At 32.9% G+C, this 18,646-nt stretch carries 11 protein-coding genes; 10 read left to right on the top strand and 1 reads right to left on the bottom strand.

Annotation, left to right across the window (positions count from 1 at the left end; genetic code table 11):
• Window positions 1-552: 552 nt before the first annotated feature.
• Window positions 553-2,253, bottom strand: a complete 1,701-nt coding sequence (locus OZP08_RS08565) for an AraC family transcriptional regulator (RefSeq protein WP_281323485.1) — start codon at window positions 2,251-2,253, stop codon at window positions 553-555.
• Window positions 2,254-2,591: 338 nt separating this feature from the next.
• On the opposite strand from OZP08_RS08565, the gene OZP08_RS08560 reads away from it, so the two are divergent.
• From OZP08_RS08560 to OZP08_RS08515, 10 genes are all read left to right on the top strand, one after another.
• Window positions 2,592-3,299: a hypothetical protein gene (locus OZP08_RS08560; protein ID WP_268849209.1), complete on the top strand. Its 708-nt coding sequence runs from the start codon at window positions 2,592-2,594 to the stop codon at window positions 3,297-3,299.
• A gap of 324 nt (window positions 3,300-3,623) precedes the next feature.
• A complete protein-coding gene (locus OZP08_RS08555; RefSeq protein ID WP_281323484.1) occupies window positions 3,624-4,484 on the top strand; it encodes a helix-turn-helix domain-containing protein in 861 nt (286 codons plus the stop codon).
• A gap of 84 nt (window positions 4,485-4,568) precedes the next feature.
• A complete protein-coding gene (locus OZP08_RS08550) occupies window positions 4,569-5,414 on the top strand; it encodes an RteC domain-containing protein (protein WP_281323603.1) in 846 nt (281 codons plus the stop codon).
• Window positions 5,415-5,685: 271 nt separating this feature from the next.
• Entirely contained in the window at window positions 5,686-5,979 is a 294-nt protein-coding gene (locus OZP08_RS08545; protein ID WP_268849206.1) for a helix-turn-helix domain-containing protein, read from the top strand.
• A gap of 104 nt (window positions 5,980-6,083) precedes the next feature.
• Window positions 6,084-7,529, top strand: a complete 1,446-nt coding sequence (locus OZP08_RS08540) for a DUF3945 domain-containing protein (RefSeq protein ID WP_281323483.1) — start codon at window positions 6,084-6,086, stop codon at window positions 7,527-7,529.
• A gap of 19 nt (window positions 7,530-7,548) precedes the next feature.
• Complete coding sequence (locus OZP08_RS08535) at window positions 7,549-9,636, top strand: type IA DNA topoisomerase (RefSeq protein ID WP_281323482.1); 2,088 nt, start codon at window positions 7,549-7,551, stop codon at window positions 9,634-9,636.
• 355 nt (window positions 9,637-9,991) lie between these two features.
• Entirely contained in the window at window positions 9,992-10,447 is a 456-nt protein-coding gene (locus OZP08_RS08530; protein ID WP_281323481.1) for a T9SS type A sorting domain-containing protein, read from the top strand.
• Entirely contained in the window at window positions 10,416-17,486 is a 7,071-nt protein-coding gene (locus OZP08_RS08525) for an RHS repeat-associated core domain-containing protein (RefSeq protein ID WP_281323480.1), read from the top strand. Before OZP08_RS08530 ends, OZP08_RS08525 begins: the two co-directional genes overlap by 32 nt.
• A gap of 8 nt (window positions 17,487-17,494) precedes the next feature.
• The gene (locus OZP08_RS08520; protein WP_281323479.1) at window positions 17,495-18,106 is read left to right on the top strand and encodes a hypothetical protein; all 612 of its coding nucleotides are present in this window, start codon (window positions 17,495-17,497) and stop codon (window positions 18,104-18,106) included.
• Window positions 18,107-18,189: 83 nt separating this feature from the next.
• Window positions 18,190-18,639, top strand: coding sequence for a hypothetical protein (locus OZP08_RS08515; RefSeq protein ID WP_268849200.1), 450 nt, complete (start codon window positions 18,190-18,192; stop codon window positions 18,637-18,639).
• Window positions 18,640-18,646: the final 7 nt, after the last annotated feature.

Below are 18,646 nucleotides of genomic sequence, written 5' to 3'. Positions count from 1 at the left end.
TAATTTCGCACAAGATTAAGCTCTATTATTGGCATACACAATACCCACTTTTAGTGATATTTACGTGATTTTTAATGGTTTAACCTTATTAAAAAAACAAATCATCCTTTTTTTACAAAAAACTATAAACAAAAAAACTCTTCCAACAAATAATACACAAGCACAAATAAGCATATGTTTGTTTCTACAGTCTAACTGTTGATTTTGGAATTCTAATTCTTTTTTGTGATTATACAGGTTAATATCATTAGTATTTTGAAAAACATAAAACTGATTTATCCTAATAAGCAAATAAGCGATTGAGAATAGAAGTAATTCTATTCAACAATCGCTTGCCTTTTCATTTCTTAAAAATGTCTTGTCTGGATTTTTGGCCAAATTATATTATATATCTGTGTCCAGGCTGTAACCATTTAATGGAGGTACTTCCATTTTTGACAAAATTTCAGCTAATTTTTGCCTATCTTATATTGTGTTCAAAGCTTGCACTTGGGCTAACCAGTTTTAAAATAAGTCTATTGAAAAATAGTTAAGAACAATCAAATATAGAAATTAGTTTACATTCTTTTCTTCACTAAAATTTGTTATCCCCTCTTTTTTAAGCTCTTCAATAAAATAGGAAGTTGGCATTCCTGTTCTTGCAAAAAAGACATTCGCAAACTTTTGTGTGCTACTAAACCCAACTTCTTCTGCCAAAGCTTTATTAGTGTAATTTCTGAGTGCTTTGTCCTTTTTCATCAAAGAAATCAAATAATCAACCTTTAAATCGTTTATATAATTGACGAATTTTTTGCCTCTATAATGATATATGATTTTTGAAAGATATTTTGCATTTGAATCAAATGTAGCGGCTAATTTTACTGAGGTTATGTCTTTTTCAAGGAATTTGTTTTCTTTTTCAAATTTTTCCAGTTGTTTCAAGAGTGATTTAACTGTTTCCTCATTTATATCTGTAATTCCACTCGTTACGTGCTTCACTTCATTTTTTGAAGTTTTACTATTTTTCATTAACTCATCGAATTTGTGCTTATAAATCCGTTTATTTCTTCTATTCCTGTAATATAAATATAGTAGCGAAACAAACAAGGACACGATGACGAAACCAAGAATTAAATCATTATATTTCCTTCTATTAAGAAGGGTTTCTATATTTTTTTTCTCAAGTAATAATTTTTTGGTATCATACTCTTTGTGAATTCTTTCCGATAGATATTGGTATCTTATGGATAAAACACTATCTACCTTTAACAACTTTCTAATATAATAAAGTTGACTTTTTAAATTATCTTTTGATTTATAGTAACTAATCATCAACTCATAATTCTCCCGAAGATCAGGACGAATATAATTTTTGGTTTCAATAATTTGAGCTACCTTTTCAAAATAAGGTAATGCGATTTCATTTTCATTTAATTGCCAATAACTTTTACCAATGTAAAAATAACCAACAGCTTCATTTGCAAAATCCTTATTCTTCTTGATATCTGGTAAAGAGTAATTAATTTGTTTAATGGCTTCTCTATAATTTTTTTTGGCGTATTGATTGATTCCTTCCGAATGAATGAAATAGGACTCCATTTCGGAGTTCCCTAATCTTTTGCCCTCTGCCAATCCTTTTGAGTTAGTATCAGAACATAAACCATAATTTCCATTCCTGTTATAACATAATCCAAGCGAATGAATTGAGTTGAGATATCCTCTGGCATCTTCATTTTCAAAATAAGCTATACATTCACGAAATAAGGATATGGCTTCATTATAGAAACCCAAATAATATTTTATATGACCAATATTATATTTTATCTTATAAATTAAATATTGGTCATTTGTCTTAGAAATAAATTCATTAGCAATAAGGTAATTATCTAGAGCTTGTTGATGTTTTTTTAAACCGTAATAGACGATTCCCTTTGACAAATAGGCTGAACCAATGAGGCTATTCTCCTTAGACTGTTTTGCGCTATATATCATGCTGTCAGCATAAACAAGTTTTAATTTATCTGATGAGTAATAAAGATAATTCTTGTATCCATTAATAATTTCTTCAAAATTTCTTTCTGCTTTGGCTTTTAATAGAAATGATTTCAAATACATGGATTGCTCTGTACTATCATTTTCTAATTGCTCAACTCGTTCAAAAAGATAATCATAATCTTTCTGTAGTAGTGTATCTGGAATTTTAAAGGTGCTTTTTTGGGCAGAAACCATATTTCCAAAGCAAAGGAATATTACGAACAAATGTTTTTTGATCATAGGCTAAGATAAAATTAGAACACTTTTTTTTATAAAAATCATTCTTAAATAAAAGTGGGGGAAACTTTTATAATGTAAGGAAAAATCTAAGCCAAATGTAATATAAACTATTGGTATGAGGTATGTTTTTTTTGTAAAAATCAAGTATGGATTTTCGGAAAATCCATACCATTTTTTCCGAAAACCCACAACAGTTGTGTTGTAAGACTAAAACCAGACTTTTAGTTTTACTTCGAATTCAAAAGCAAAAAAGTTTAGCAAAGTGCTAAATAAAAATTCTGCTGACCCGGGTAAAATGAATTGGCAAAAAACGCCGATCACATTTAACAAATCTAATCATGAAAAAATCATTATTATGTATGCTCATTTTTCCTATTCTACTAATTTCTTGTACAACTGAAGAAGAATATAAAGAAATTGATGCAATTTCTAAAAACTCTAAAACGTCTAAATTTAAAACACTAGGTCCAAAAACTACAGAAGATAAAATTTTACCTGTAAATGAAATTAACAGTTTGTTAGCAACATTTTATGATGAAAGCAATTTTGATGCTCAATCTATTGTTACTGTTAATCAAGCAATACAATCTACAGGAACTGTAACAGCGATATTAGTTAGCGGTGATATAAATGTCACCAATTCATCTATTGATAAAATCAGAGAAGTAATAAGTCAATCAAAAGGCATATTTGAATTAAGCGTTGAGGATTCTTCCATGTCATTAGCAGCAAAAAATTCACTTCAGAATTTTATTGAAAATGTAATGCTATTTAGTAACGGTAATTATGATAGTATGATTAATTCAATAGGATTGTATGAATCTACTATTCAAGCAAATACTACATATACCACAGCCGATAAGGATTTAATACTAAATACATCCCTAATCGCGAAGACTTTACTTTTTTACGAAAGAAAACGGAAGGACAAGGACTGGGAAACTTCCGTTGGTAATAAAGATGATATGTTTATCGTCACTGATGATTTGACTTTTTTGATGGTAAGAATGGCTTTGCTGGCCGGAAATGTTCAAAATAACTTTTAGAAAGACTAACCATGTACATCACTCAAAAAAACGAAAAAAGGATTACTATTATCTTTTGCTTGTTTTTGATTCTAATCAATCTTACTGCACTTTACTTCATTATCGACTTGTTTAGTTATGATGAAATGATCAGTTATTTGGCTATAGATAAAGCTATAAGTAACCGGACACGACCATTAGCATTTTTACTGCTGGCATCTAATCTTGCGAGTTTATTATTTATTAGCATTTCATTGCTTTATACGCTGATGAGTGAGGGTTTTTAGATAAGAATCCAAAATTTTCACTGCAAATCTTCACTAAAATTATTTAAAATTTAATGTTTTGATAAGAAAAAAAATACCACATTCCTGCTTAGAATTTGAAGTTATTACTCTTGAAAAGTTTAGCTCTAAAATTGTAATAGAGGAACTAGTTCATAGTAACTGCTTTTCAGTTATAATAGTCAATTCAGGATCTATAACTGTACGGATTAATCAAATTGAGTTTTGCATACAAACTAAAGAACTTCTTGTAATTCCTGTCGGAATTTCTCTCGAGATTTTACAAATTTGTGATGACCTGGAGGCTTCTTTACTTTTTTTTACTTCGGAGTTTATCTTTAAGAACACTATAACAAAACCTAACATTGGATTCTTTGAATTTTTCATCACAAAATCCCCTAAAAAAGTCGTTCTAAGAGATAATGATTCTCTTTTACTTAACGATTTATTTTTGTTATTAGGGAATGAGAACTATAAAATAAGGGAGTATATGTTTTATAGTGAAATACAGCTTTTGAGTTTCAATCTTTTGCTATATGTACTGGCAGGAATATACAATGAAAATTTCTTTAATTTAAAAACAAAGCATTCCAGAAAAGAAATATTGATTTTTCGTTTTTTAGAAATTTTGAATACACATTGTACAAGAGAGCATAGCGTAAAATTTTATTCTGACGCTTTGCATATTTCTCCTGGCCATCTTAGTAAAATAGTTAAGCAAGTAACTAATAAAACAATTAAGCAATTTATTAATGAAGCAATTGTGTTAGAATCTAAAATTTTACTTCGAAATGGAGATTTAACGATTTTACAGATTATTGAGGAATTACATTTTAGTAATTCCTCATCTTTTAGCAATTTTTTTAAAAAAAATACTTCCATGTCTCCCTCTGAATACAGATTAAACTTGAAACTTAAATAATCAACCCAATTAAAGATTCAAAATCTATTATACAATGAAATACATAAATGGATTCCTTATTTCGCTTTATTGTCTAATATGTTGATGCAGTCCACTTACAAAGATGCCCTCTACAGTATTCTGAAAAAAGAACAGGAAATTAGTTTGGAATCGGTTCATGTTATTGATGAATCCTATCGTATGATTGTTTTCCTCCAGGATTTATTGACACGTATTAAAAAGGATGTTCTAGAGCATCATTTTACTGAGGAAAATGAGGAAATAGAATTTTTCAGAATTATAAAACCCCAAATTCTTGGAAAGTTAATCTATTACAACAAAGTATATCGCATAGAGACTTCTTGTCCTGTAAGTAGCGGAAAGATGTATTACAAATATTTTTCTGGCGAATTACAGCAGCTAAAAAATGAATATAAAGAGCATATTTGTAATTCTGATTTTTACCGATATTACCGCTCAGGAAGAACCGACAGGGACCGTGATTTTTTTAAGTTAGGAAAAATCAATCTTAATACAGGTCTGAACAGTTTTATATTTGAAGTTGATACTCAATTTTCTACTTATTATGATTACAAGGTTTCCCGTATTATAGCAGATGAATTACTTTATAATTATTTAATTATCAAAATAAATCCAGTTGATAAGCCTGATGCGATTTTACAAAATGCTGAGTCTACTAAAGATGTTTTTTGGACTGAATCTAAAAATGCTTTAATAGAATTGATTTATGCCCTATATGTATCGGGCGCGATTTCTAACGGCAAGATTGGAGTCCGAAAAATTAGTTTAGTTTTTCAACTTCTATTCCGAATTCAATTGGGTGACATCCATCACGCCTTTCATCGTATGAAAGATCGCGCTGGTAATCGCACTTTATTTTTAGAGCAGCTCAAATCTTCTTTAGAGCAGTATATGGATAAAGATTTATAATAATTAAAATTTTCTCTCATAAAGGCAGTGTTTTAGTACACTGCTTTTTTAATATCTGCCCACGCCTACCCATTGGCAAATAGCGTAACAATCCGATTTGCTTTAATGCTAAAAGACAAAAAAGTGTGCAACAATAAGGAAATATTTATTTTCAGAAAATTTCCAAAATCGCGATTCTCAATTGGTTAAACTTGGCATAAATTACCAAATATAGCTTCCAATTTTGCATAGATCATTAATCGAAAAATACTAATTGATAAAACATATCTATATGAATATCGACAGAATGGAATTTTTAGCATGGATGGAACGCATAATGAATCGCTTTGATATACTTAGTGAAAGTTTTAATAATTCCCAAAAACAAAAGAGTTCTATTGATGGGGAAGAATTGCTGGACAATCAAGATCTCTTTATGATACTTAAAGTAAGTGCCCGTTCTTTACAACGCTACCGCTCCTCTGGAAAACTTCCTTATTATACTATTAGTGGTAAGTTATATTATAAACTATCAGACGTAAACCAGTTTATCCGTGAAAGTTTTTCTGCATCTGCAAAGAAATAAAGACAATCCTAGACAAATAATGCCTGATTAGGTCCTGAAATATTTAAACGTGCAGTCTTCATTTAATTTCGATACTTAATAATGTTAAATAGAAATAATAAGTTATGAGTGAACAAAATAAAGCCACACAGGAATCTCCGGAACAATTAACAGATATTCTTCTAGTATTTGATAGGGAAAAAATGAAAATCGAGGCTGTAAAAGGTATTGATAAAAATGGTGAATTGGAAACAGTTTCTGCTGATAAAAAAAATCAAAATCAATTTATGAAAGTAGATAAACATGGAGATCTTTTTTCTAATTTTTTTTCCAATTTCATGAGCCAACTACAAAACCCAACTCGTTTTAGCTTCTTCAAAGTACCGAAACTCTTAGCTATTGATATGGCAAAAAAGATGCAAAAGCAAGTGGATAATCCCAAACCTGATGGCGAAAAAATTTTGAACGAACATGAAGTTAAACTAGAATTACAAAAAGACAATAAAAAAGAAAATGCAGATACTATGGAAACAGCACAAACAACAACAGAAGTAAGCGAATATCGTTTCAAACCAGAAGAAATTGATTGGGACACTATGGCTAATCTTGGTTTAAATAAAGAAAAATTAGAAAAAATGAATCTTTTAGATCCTTTGTTAAAAGGATACAAAACCAATGAACTGGTGCCTATCAGCCTTAATTTAGGAACAGCCATTACCAGATTAGATGCCCGCTTATCACTTCAAACTTCTGAGGATGGAAAAGTCGTTATGGCAATTCACGGCATACGAAAAGAACCACAATTAAATTTTCCTTTTTTTGGGCATGAATTCAGCAAAGAAGACAAAGAAAATCTGCTTAAAACAGGTAATATGGGACGTGTCGTTGATCTTACTATTCTCAAAACTAATGAACAGGCTCCTTCAATCATTAGCATAGATAGGCTCACTAATGAATTGGTAGCACTGCGTGTTGATAAGATAAAAATACCAGATGAAATCAAAGGAGTTAAACTCGACGAGCAACAGAAGCAAACACTAATGAATGGTAAACCACTCTACATTGAAGGCATGATCTCTAAGAAAGGAGAACCATTTAATGCCACTGTTCAATTCAATGCAGACAAACGATATGTTGAATTCCAATTTGACAGAACAAATCCTAATAGTCAAACTCAAAACAATTATCAGGTACAGAATCTGGAAGTTCCAAGAACCATTCGAGGAAAAGAGCTCAGTGAGCAGCAGTATGAACAATTCAAGGAGGGAAAAACCATTTATGTAGATAGTTTGGTAGATAAACAAGGTAAAGAATACAAAGGATATCTAACTTTCAATAAAGATACCGCTAAAGTTGGTTTTTCATTTAGTAATCCTAATAGTGCAAAGGTTCAGCCGACTGAAGAACATAAAACCCAAACAGCAGTCAATTCGGAAGGTAAAACCAATGAAGTTACCAAGAATATTAAAGAGCCTTTAAAGTCCGGACAAAAAGAGCCTGACAGCAAAAAACAACAGGAAGAACAGGAACAAGACAATACACCAACCAAGAGCAAAGGCAGAAAAATGTAGCTCTAAAAAACATTGAGATATGAAAGCAGTAATTGCAGAGAAACCCAGCGTGGCTCGTGAGATAGCCTCGATATTAGGTGCATCACAAAAAGAAGACGGCTTTTTAACAGGAAATGGGTATTGTGTTACATGGGCCTTAGGGCATTTGGTTGGATTGGCTACACCAGAGGATTATGGGATTTCGGGATTTCAAAAAGAATCCCTACCCATCCTACCCGATCCCTTTTTATTAAAGATTCGCAAAATAAAAAAAGACAATGTTGCTGATGTGGGTGCTTTAAAACAACTAAAAATCATCGAACTGGTCATAGAGAAATGTGATAGTATTATCGTAGCCACGGATGCTGGCCGTGAAGGAGAATTAATCTTTCGATATATCTATGAATATTTAAACTGCAAAAAGCCCTTCCAACGTTTATGGATTAGTTCCTTGACTGAAAAAGCCATAAAACATGGATTTGAAAATTTAAAAGCGGGCAGTGATTTCGATAGTCTATATCAAGCTGCACAAGCAAGAAGTCGTGCCGATTGGTTAGTAGGAATTAATGCATCTCAGGCACTTACTATTGCAGCAGGAAGTGGCATTTACACTTTGGGAAGGGTACAAACACCAACATTAGCTCTAATTTGCCAACGGTATCTGGAAAACAGCGATTTTATAGCTAAGACCTACTGGCAACTTCAACTAAATCATCAGAAAGAATTTATTAATTTCAAGAGCCTTTCTAAAAACAAATGGGATGATAAGAAACAAACTGGGGCTGTTTTAAAATCCATCGAGAGAAACAGAATAGGTACTGTTTCTTCTATAGAAAACAAAACTATTACTGAACAGCCACCCCTACTGTTTGATCTGACTGGTTTACAAAAAGAAGCGAATAAAAAGCTAAACCTTTCTGCAAATGAAACTCTTACAATTGCTCAGAATTTATACGAGAAAAAATTCATTACTTATCCACGAACAGGAAGCAAATATATTCCAGAAGATATCTGGGATGAAATTCCCAATCTCATAAGAATATTAGAAACAAGTACTTCTTATAAAGATGTTATGTCTACAATAAAACTGGGACGATTGAGTAAACGCATTGTTAACGACATCAAAGTAACTGACCATCATGGACTACTTATCGCAGATAAAATCCCCTCAGCATTATCCACTAAAGAAAATGCTATTTACAATATGATTGCATTACGCCTATTGGAATCGGTTTCTGATCCTTGCTTAAAAGAAATAGCTGACATAACATTACAAATTTTACATTATGATTTCTCTGCTAAAGGTTTTAAAGTTTTACAAGCAGGATGGCGTGGCATTAAAGGCCATTTTTTGAATGAGGATACTGAATATATCCAAGATCTCCCACAACTAAGAGTTGGAGATGAACTTAAAATTAAAGAAGTAACTGTTTTAGAGAAGAAAACCACCCCTCCTGTTTTATATACAGAAGCAGGACTTCTATCGGCGATGGAATCAGCCGGAAAGAAAATTGAATGTGAAGAAGAAAGAAAGGCAATATTGAATATTGGCATAGGTACGCCGGCTACAAGAGCCGCAATTATAGAAACACTTTTTGTTAGAGATTATATTCTACGCAAAAACAAATCTCTTATGCCTACAGAAAAAGGATTAAAGGTTTATGAACTAATAAAAGATAAGAAGATAGCCGATGTTGCTATGACCGCTCAATGGGAAGTCACTTTGCAGAAAATAGAAAATAACCAAGAACAAGCTGGAATATTTCAAAAAGAAATTGAAGATTATGTAGTTTCTATAACAGATGAGCTTCTTTCTACATCTATAATCCTTGAAAACTTACCTGTTCTTACTTGTCCTAAATGTGAAAGCCACCAATTACTCATCAAAGACATACTCGTCAAATGTCCGAATGATAGCTGTAAATGGGTACAATTTCGTAATGTTTGCGGAGTTCAATTAAGTTTAGATAATCTGACGAATTTAATCACTAATGGAAGAACCTCCTTTATAAAAGGAATGAAGAGCAGGTCAGGAAAAAAATTCGATGCTTATATAGTGCTTGCTAAGGATGGGAAAACTTCCTTTGAGTTTGAAAGAAGCAGGAAACAAACATCTAGTCAAAACTAAAAATTTAGATAATAAATTTTCATAATTATATCATTTACTGATTGTAAAATGTCACGTCTATATACTGAGGATATGAAGATTGATTAGTTAAAATACATAAAAACGATCAACAACTTCTAGATTGGCATCCCAAATGTTTACTCTTCTCCTATTCTATTATTACCAATAGAATAATCAGTAGAAAATAATAGTTGAAGGATTCACTAGAAATTCTTTGCATAATTGTACTAAAACACCTACAAACAGCATCTTATCATTTCTCAAATTAGATAAATTTAACAAATGATGAGGAAAAACCTTACTTAAATTTTACACTAAACTCTACTTTTGCGGTCGAATTAAACCCCAAATCAGAATGAATAAAATTATTACTCTACTATTTTTTCTAGTGAGCTGTATTTCTAATGCTCAGCAACAACAAAAAATCCATTTCGAGTATGATGGAGCTGGGAATCAAACATCAAGAGAATGGTGTCTAAACTGTTTAGCTAAAAATTCAAATATAGCTCCAAAAGAGATAGCAGATTTGAAAGAAGAGGATTTACAGAAATTTTTACCAGAAGATAATTTTTCCTATTACCCTAATCCTGTAAAAGAAGAACTTTTTTTAAAGTGGGAGATTTCAAATGTTAATTCAATATCAAGCATCAGGATCTATAATTTGAATGGTTCATTACTAAAGTCTTATGAACATTTAAATACAGTTGATAAGCAAACAGTGCCTTTTCTTGAATACCCAAATGGGGTCTATATTTTAGAATTGACATATAGTAAAGGAGATGAAAAGACTATTAAAATTATTAAGCAGTAAATCCATGAAACTACGCCTATTACTTATAGTTACATTAGTGACTAATGCACTTTTTTCACAAAATTTCCACGATACTCAAGGTAAACTAGATATATCCAGTTCAGGACAAGCTACCTATACGTTACCAATTGCATTGCCACCAAGCATTAAAGATGTTGGACCTATCATCAATTTAGTCTATACCAGTGGACAGAATGGAGGCATTGCAGGACAAGGTTGGAATATTAATAGTATTACCAATATCGCCCGTATATCAACACGTAAAGATATTGATGGATTTAGAGACGGAGTAGATTTTGACGCCGATGATAAATTAGCACTTGATGGCCAGCGTTTGTTGCTAAAACCGAACACTGGAGCCTATTGGTCTGACGGTTCGCAATATGAAACGGAAGTGCAGAGCAATACAAAAGTGGAATTAAAAGGCAGCGGGTCGACAATGTATTTTATTGTCACTTCTCCTGATGGCTCTAGAGCATGGTATGGTAATTATGCTGGTGCAGCTGCTAGTGATCTTACAGCCTATTACATTGTACGATATGAAGATACTAATGGTAATTTTATCAATTATAATTACACAAAGCCCTATTCTAAAAGTTTATGTATTACACAAATTGATTTTAGCGGTAATACCACAACCAATCCAACAGCTCTTAACAAAATAGTTTTCACTTATAAATTGGCTGCCCAAAAAGAATCAGCATATATTAAAGGAGTAAAGATAGAGAAAGTGGAGATTTTGGATAAGGTAGAAGTATTTACCAATAACTTACTTTTTAGAAAATACCAGTTGACTCATGTTGCCGATGGATTAGGATATCAACGTGTTAGTCAACTACAGGAATTTAATGGTGCTGGGGAGGGAGCTAACCCTATTCAATTTAATTATAATACAACTCCAAACGATGTTACTGAAAATGTAACAGCATTTACTAATTATTTGGATCCAACAACCCCTCCTGAAATGTCGGGAGATTTTGATGGTGATGGAAATGTAGATTTTATATCGAACAATCAAGTTTATACGAAATTGTTTCAAGGCACGGCTGGAAATGTTTGCAGTTTGCCTTTTTCAAGCCCGACCCGACAAAAAATGACGGCCATTACTTTATCAAATAATAAAGTAAATCAAAAGCAATCTATAGTTTATGCAGACGAAACAATAACGAATATTGCATTTAAGGTTCATAATCTTAACAATTCAAATGCAGTAGTATTGGATTACACTAAGAATATCCCGTTTGATAATGCAAGTAACTATGTATATGGATGTGAATTCCAACCACAAACTACACCATCACCATCACCTACGGTAAAATACTCTAATCAATACTTGGAAGGTGATTTTAATGGAGATGGATTGTCGGAGGTGCTAATTTTAGCACGCAATGAATATGATTTTTATGGTGAAGCTGCTACAGGGGGAAAAACAGGCAATCCAGATCCAAATCCTTGTGTTTTAACTCATGTTATTGAACCAGGATATAAAGAAGTGCGTTTAATTGACTTAAATCCGAACGTTTCCAATACCATTAATACTAGTGGTAATTGCAGTTTGGGCAATCCTAATTTATATTTAGATGGAGATAAACGTATTGTGATGGATATGAATTCTGACGGAAAGGCTGATGTTTTCGTTGTTAATAATAATGGTTCTTATAAGATAGTGTCTTTTAAACAATTAACAGTCTCTCCTTGGGTTGAAATGGAAATTATTGGTCAGGGCACAATAGATGCTTATTCTCCGACAAAGCAAATGCTTTTTGGGGATTATAATGGAGATGGGAAACCCGATATTATGCTGCCAGATGCAGATGGTAACGGTTGTGATACATGCAGTACGTGGCATATTTATTACAGCAATCCGAATCCGGCTGGAGGGGTTTATTTTGCGAAAGAATCCTTTAACATTGCTCCTTACAGACCAAGTACAGGTAGCGATTATGCAACGCAAGTACAGACGAGCAGTTATTTTGCCATGGATGTTAATAAAGATGGAAAGTCTGATCTGGTAAGGGTTTGGACAAACGTTTGGCAATACCACCCTTTTTGGGATCCAAAAGATTTGGATACTTCTTGGACGGTGGCTACTTATATCAATACTATTGGTTATAATGGAGGTTTTACCTATGACTATACCTCTCCTTCTACTCACGATAATGACGATAACTCACGACCAATAGCCTTAGGAAGTAGTCTTAAATTTCCGGGCATGGATAGTGATTTATTAATCATTCGTTATCATACCGGAACTTCTTATGATAAAACAGTAACTTATGTAGATTTCAAAAAAGATTATTCACAAGATAACCTTATAACTAAGGTAACTCAGTCAGGCGGTGCTATTGTAGATGATATCACTTATAGTGATATGGTTCCTTCAGATGGTACAAATGGTTATGGAACATTGAATGGTTTTTATTCCTCAGGAGATGAGTTAGAATATCCTCTAGTTGAATTAAAGCAATTGTCTTCTAATAAACTGGTATCCCAATTAAAAAACACGTCATTAGGTGTAGTTAAAAAGCAGGATTTTAAATACCGTGGATTGTCATTCAACCTTAACGGTATTGGAGCTCTTGGTTTTAAGGGATCAGCACGAAGCAGCTGGTTTAAGAACGATTCAGATAAAAGGATATGGAGTCTTGTAGAAACCAAACCCACACAAAGAGGAGCAATTGTAAGAACTTGGAATCAATTGCTAAACAGTTCCAATTTTGCTTTTGAGACGGGTTATACTTCCGGTTTATTGAGTAAAACAGAGAATACATATACCGAATCGCCAGCCAATACTTTCCCGTATTATATTTTACTTAACACGCAAACGGCTACGGATTATTTGACCAATGTTGTTTCACAAAAAGTCTATAATTCGTATTCCACAGATTATCTGTTGCCATTAAGCGTAACGATGAATAATCTATTAGGGACAACATTGCAAGGCAGTACTACAACAGTGACGAGTTATGACAATGTTACGTCAGGTACAGGCAGTGGTTATTATATAGGTCGTCCAAACGAAGTAAATACAACATCAACGGTCTATGTGAATACTGTTGGAAGTTCTGATATTAAAACCAGTAAAGAAAAATATTTTTACACAAATGGGAATGTAACCAGAACAGAGAAGACTGCCAATGGTTCTACAGAAACATTAATTGAAAAATTTGATTATTTCCCTAACGGATTACTGCAAAAGAAGACGATTAGCGCTACAGGATTTACTGGGTCGGCAGCTGCTTCTGACCGAAGTACTTCTTATACATATGATACTACAAACCGTTTTGTCAAAACTATTACAGACCCTGAATTATTGGTAACAACCAATTTGACTTATGATAGTTTGTATGGGGTTGTTTTAACACAACAAAATCCTTTTGGACAAGTCACGACAAGTGTTTATGACACTTGGGGTAAAAGAACCAAAGTTACTGACTTTTTAGGGAAAAGTGTGAATTATACTTATGCTAGAGCTAATAATATTTATACTACAACACAGACAGGTGATGATGGTAGCAGTAGTATTGTTGACAGTGATGCTTTGGCCAGAATAATCAGAAAAGGAAGTAAAAATGTGAATGGGGATTGGGTGTATGTTAATACAGAGTATGATTATTTAGGTAAAAAAATAAGAGATAGTGAACCTTATTTTTCAACCGGATCACCAACACAATGGACCACTTACGAATATGATGATTATTCCAGACCAATAAAAACGACAGCGTTTACAGGAAAAGTAATCAATACTACTTATACTGGCCTGACTGTTAATGTAAATGATGGGACAATGGTTAAGGAAAAAACCAATAATGCAAATGGTCTGGTTATCTCTGCAACGGATAGTCCGGGAGGAACTATTACTTATAAATACGATGCAAGAGGTAATTTGTTAATCTCTGATTATGCAGGAGTTACTATTGAGATGCAATATGACAACTGGGGAAGAAAAAAGAAATTAATCGATTCTTCAGCAGGCACTTACGATTATTTGTATAATGCTTTTGGTGAAACGATATCTGAAAGCACACCTAAAGGAATAACGACTTATGATATAGACGCAGTTGGGAAAGTTTCGAAAAAAACGGTTTTGGCTTATTCGCCTGGAACTACTAATGTCGACGTGAATAGTACGAATACCAACATCACTAGTGTTTATACTTATGATGTTACGAACAAATGGGTAACCAAAATTGCCGTAACCAATCCAGTTGACGGAAACAGTACTTATGATTACAGTTATGATGCTACTACCAAGCAGCTTAATAAAACGATTGAAACATTGCCTTATGCGACTTTTACAAAAGAACTTACTTTTGATGTGTTTGGAAGGGTAAATACCGAAAAATTAACAGCTTCTGCCCACAGTAAATCAAGTAGCAAAACCATTACTCACGTTTATAAGAATGGCGCTGAATGGCAAATGCAAGATGGTACCGTAATGAAATGGCAAGCCAATACCGTTAATGCTAGAGGGCAGCTTACAGGAGCTTCATTGGGGAATGGAATAGAAATTACCAATACGTATGATGCGTATGGTTATGTCTCGCAAAACAAGCATCTTTTGAGTAGTACTAATGTAATGACTTTAGACAATGTTTTTGAACCTGTATTGGGTAATCTGATGAGTCGTTACAACAGTATGTTTGATGTTAAGGAAAATTTCACTTACGATAGTTTAGACCGATTGGTTGCATGGGAAGGGAATTCTCAAAATGTATTGACTTTGCCTTTTAATACGACTACTGAAGGCTTTACTTTCACTGGGACTGCTACTGAAGGATCGGTAACCAATGTTACCGGAACTATGAAAGTAATCTTAAAGAACACCTTTGTAGCGGCAAAAAAACCGTTAACTACTTTTACTATAACTCCGGGTAATAAATTACGTGTAAAAGCAGATATAACAAATAAAACAGGAACTACTGGTGTAATTGTTGATGCGGTTATGGTTGAAACTGATCCGTTAGATGCTTCTAATTATGTAGAAATCCCATTTGGAACCGTAAATAATGGTGCTTTTGATGCTACTTATACAGCGAGTAATTTTGTTTCCAATCCTAAATTTACTCTAAAATTTGTAGTGGACGAAGAAAGTCCTTTAGGCTCTAATGGAGGAGGATCAACACCGCCTAATACAACATTCTATATTGATAATTTAAAAATAGATGCTTTACCTGTTTACAGTCAAACATATGACGATAGAGGTAAAATAACGAATAATGCTTTAGGGCAATACCAATATACTAATGCAGCAAGTCCATATCAGAATACTTCCGTATTAACAACAGCGGATGCTAATACTTATTATGGTGCAAAACCATTGCAAACCATCAGTTACAATGTTTTTAAAGCACCTCTTCAAATTGAAGATCAAGGAGTGGATAAAATAAGCTTTGGTTACAATGCTATGCAACAACGCAATATCATGTATTATGGCAATACCAATACTGATAAACTAACCAGGCCTTATCGTCAATATTATAGCGGTGACGGTACTATGGAAATAAAAGCTACTTTTGCTGCAGGAAACACCACTACACCTACAAGTGTGGAGTTTATTACTTATATAGGAGGTGATGCATATTCTGCACCTATGTTGGTTAAAAGTGACGGTACAACGCAAAATTATTTTTACCTGCACCGTGACTATCAGGGAAGTATAATGGCTGTTACCAATGCTGCAGGAGCTGTAATTGAAAAACGATTGTTCGATCCTTGGGGCGCTATTGCCAAAGTACAGGATGGCGCAGGCAATAATCTGAATAAACTTACGTTTTTTGATAGAGGTTATACAGGACACCAGCATTTAGAGGGTGTGGGGCTTGTTCACATGAACGGACGTTTGTATGATCCTAAATTGCACCGTTTTTTACAACCGGATAATTATGTACAAGATCAGTATAATACGCAAAATTTTAACCGATATTCGTACTGTTTAAACAATCCGTTAAAATATAATGATAGATCAGGTGAAGAATTTACAATGCTTGGAGCTGCGGTTGCAGCTGCGACAATTGCTGTAATAAGTTATTTGACTTCTTGTGCAATTAATCATACGGCTATTACTTTTCCGGGATTGGCTTATAATGTGGTGGTGGGATCTGTGAGTGGTGCAGTGACTTATGGTATTGGTTCCGCTACGTCAACCATAGGCAATTTTTGGGTTAGGGCCGGAGTCGAGGCATTGGCACATGGATTATTTCAAGGAAGTATGTACTCCATTACAGGAAGTAATTTCTGGAATGGTTTTGCTTCTGGAAGTATTAGTAGTATTGCCAGCAGTATGTGGGCCGGTGGAAGCAGTTATGACACGGATGGCAATTCAATAGCAGGTTCAGGATTTGGAGGTATTGCTGGAAACAGTGGTGCTAGCATGATTGTTTTTGGGACCATTAGCGGAGGTGCAGCTGCAGCATTGACAGGTGGTAATTTTTGGCAAGGTGCTGTTACAGGATTGGTGGTGAGTGGGTTAAATCATTTTATGCATAGTGATCCAAATAAGAGATTAGTACGTAAAATTAATAAAGAATTAAGAGCTAAATACGGTAATATTAATGACCCCGCCCCAACTGGCCAAGAGACAATTGATGATATAATGAGTACACCTACACTAAATAATATGCATCATAATTCAGGTAACTCAAGATTCACATATGATGATAACTTTGTAAGTAATGCAGGCGGATGCTCCCCTGAAAGTGGTCAAGATGCATATACAACAACGTCAGCTAATTGCAGTGGAGAATATTACACTGGATCTAAAGATATGTTTACAATTGTTTATAGAAATTCATTTCAATCTTATAAATACTTAGCCGGAACCATTGTTCACGAATTAGGACATTGTTACAGTAGATATACAGGCTTAATGGCAAAAAATTATAGCTTGATGCGCAATAATTGGACTAAAACAATGGCATTAGATGAAGTTTTTGCTTATTCTTTTGCAGATCAATTTGGTTTCTCCTTTTATCAAGGTAATTCAAGTTATTATATTTCGGGTTTACAAAGTGCATTAAATATTTTAGGAATTAAATAAAATAAATTATGAAAAACGTACTAACTCTAATTTCAATTATATTAATTTTTTCTTGTAAACAAAAAGAAAAAGAGAATTTTAAAGAATATAGAATACATTCAAGAACTTATAATTTGCAAAATAAAGGGATTGATAAAAATGAAATAAAAATGAAAATTGTAACCAAAGACAATTCTAAATTTTTTATTTATAATTTAAATAAGATAGATGGTAGTATTGACTCACTAAAATTAAACAATAATAATATCTTCTTAAACAATGTTCTTTTGAAAAAAATCGACACAAAACGTTTAGATTTAAATGGATCTTTCATAGTTGTTGACAAATATTTTTATCAACCTAAAAATAATCATGGTTCCAGTTGTTACTATTTCTTAAATAAAAATAATGGATTGTTTTTTATGGAGAATTTAAATTCAGGACTTTTCATTGAATTTGACATTAAAAAATATAATTCAATACATAAAGCAATAGTAAATGGTACAATCATTACTAATCAATTAAATTTTAAAAAAGGACCAAATGAGCTAAAGCTTCCTAATTATTATAAATATCCTGAGTTAAATACACTGGATAGTATTAAAGAAGGAAACAGATGGAGGTATTTTTATAAAAAATAGATAATTAAATGATTCCAGATTATTGATTGATTGCTTAAGCTATTACATATATTCTGCTGAAAAGAAAAATAAACAAAAATTTAATGAAAAAAGTAATTATTATAGTAACACTTACATTATCCCTGCTTTCTTGTAGCAAAAATGATGATAACAATGTATCAAATCCTGTAGAACAACAATTAACACCTAATTACACTAACATAGCGGGTAGATGGTATTATACCAGTATTGTAAGGCCAAACGGAACCACTGATCCTTATGTTTCTTCTTGCTCAGGTAAGCGAGATTATGCAGATATTTTTACGTATCGTAAAATTACAAAACATCGATTTTTTAGTGACTGCGATGAGGGAACTACAGACTGTATCGACTTTTACCTTAATGGGATTACCATAAAAAGTTGCTTTGAAGATTTTGACAACGGCAGAATTATTTATTTGACGCCCACAACCATGAAAATTGAATATGATAATGTGATTTATTTTGGCAGCATTGTAGGAGATGGAGCCAAAGCTTTAATATTGACGAAATAAATTTAAT

This window comes from Flavobacterium aestivum (genome assembly GCF_026870175.2).
Classification (GTDB): Bacteria; Bacteroidota; Bacteroidia; order Flavobacteriales; family Flavobacteriaceae; genus Flavobacterium; species Flavobacterium aestivum.
Note: the sequence above shows the minus strand (reverse complement) of the source record. Positions and strands in the feature narration are given on the sequence as shown.

What these genes read in the sequence shown, in the direction of transcription:
- OZP08_RS08565 (WP_281323485.1), bottom strand. Translation starts at nt 2,253, where the DNA reads ATGATCAAAAAACATTTGTTCGTAATATTCCTTTGCTTTGGAAATATG.
- OZP08_RS08560 (WP_268849209.1), top strand. Translation starts at nt 2,592, where the DNA reads ATGAAAAAATCATTATTATGTATGCTCATTTTTCCTATTCTACTAATT.
- OZP08_RS08550 (WP_281323603.1), top strand. Translation starts at nt 4,569, where the DNA reads ATGCAGTCCACTTACAAAGATGCCCTCTACAGTATTCTGAAAAAAGAA.
- OZP08_RS08545 (WP_268849206.1), top strand. Translation starts at nt 5,686, where the DNA reads ATGAATATCGACAGAATGGAATTTTTAGCATGGATGGAACGCATAATG.
- OZP08_RS08540 (WP_281323483.1), top strand. Translation starts at nt 6,084, where the DNA reads ATGAGTGAACAAAATAAAGCCACACAGGAATCTCCGGAACAATTAACA.
- OZP08_RS08535 (WP_281323482.1), top strand. Translation starts at nt 7,549, where the DNA reads ATGAAAGCAGTAATTGCAGAGAAACCCAGCGTGGCTCGTGAGATAGCC.
- OZP08_RS08530 (WP_281323481.1), top strand. Translation starts at nt 9,992, where the DNA reads ATGAATAAAATTATTACTCTACTATTTTTTCTAGTGAGCTGTATTTCT.
- OZP08_RS08525 (WP_281323480.1), top strand. Translation starts at nt 10,416, where the DNA reads ATGAAAAGACTATTAAAATTATTAAGCAGTAAATCCATGAAACTACGC.
- OZP08_RS08520 (WP_281323479.1), top strand. Translation starts at nt 17,495, where the DNA reads ATGAAAAACGTACTAACTCTAATTTCAATTATATTAATTTTTTCTTGT.
- OZP08_RS08515 (WP_268849200.1), top strand. Translation starts at nt 18,190, where the DNA reads ATGAAAAAAGTAATTATTATAGTAACACTTACATTATCCCTGCTTTCT.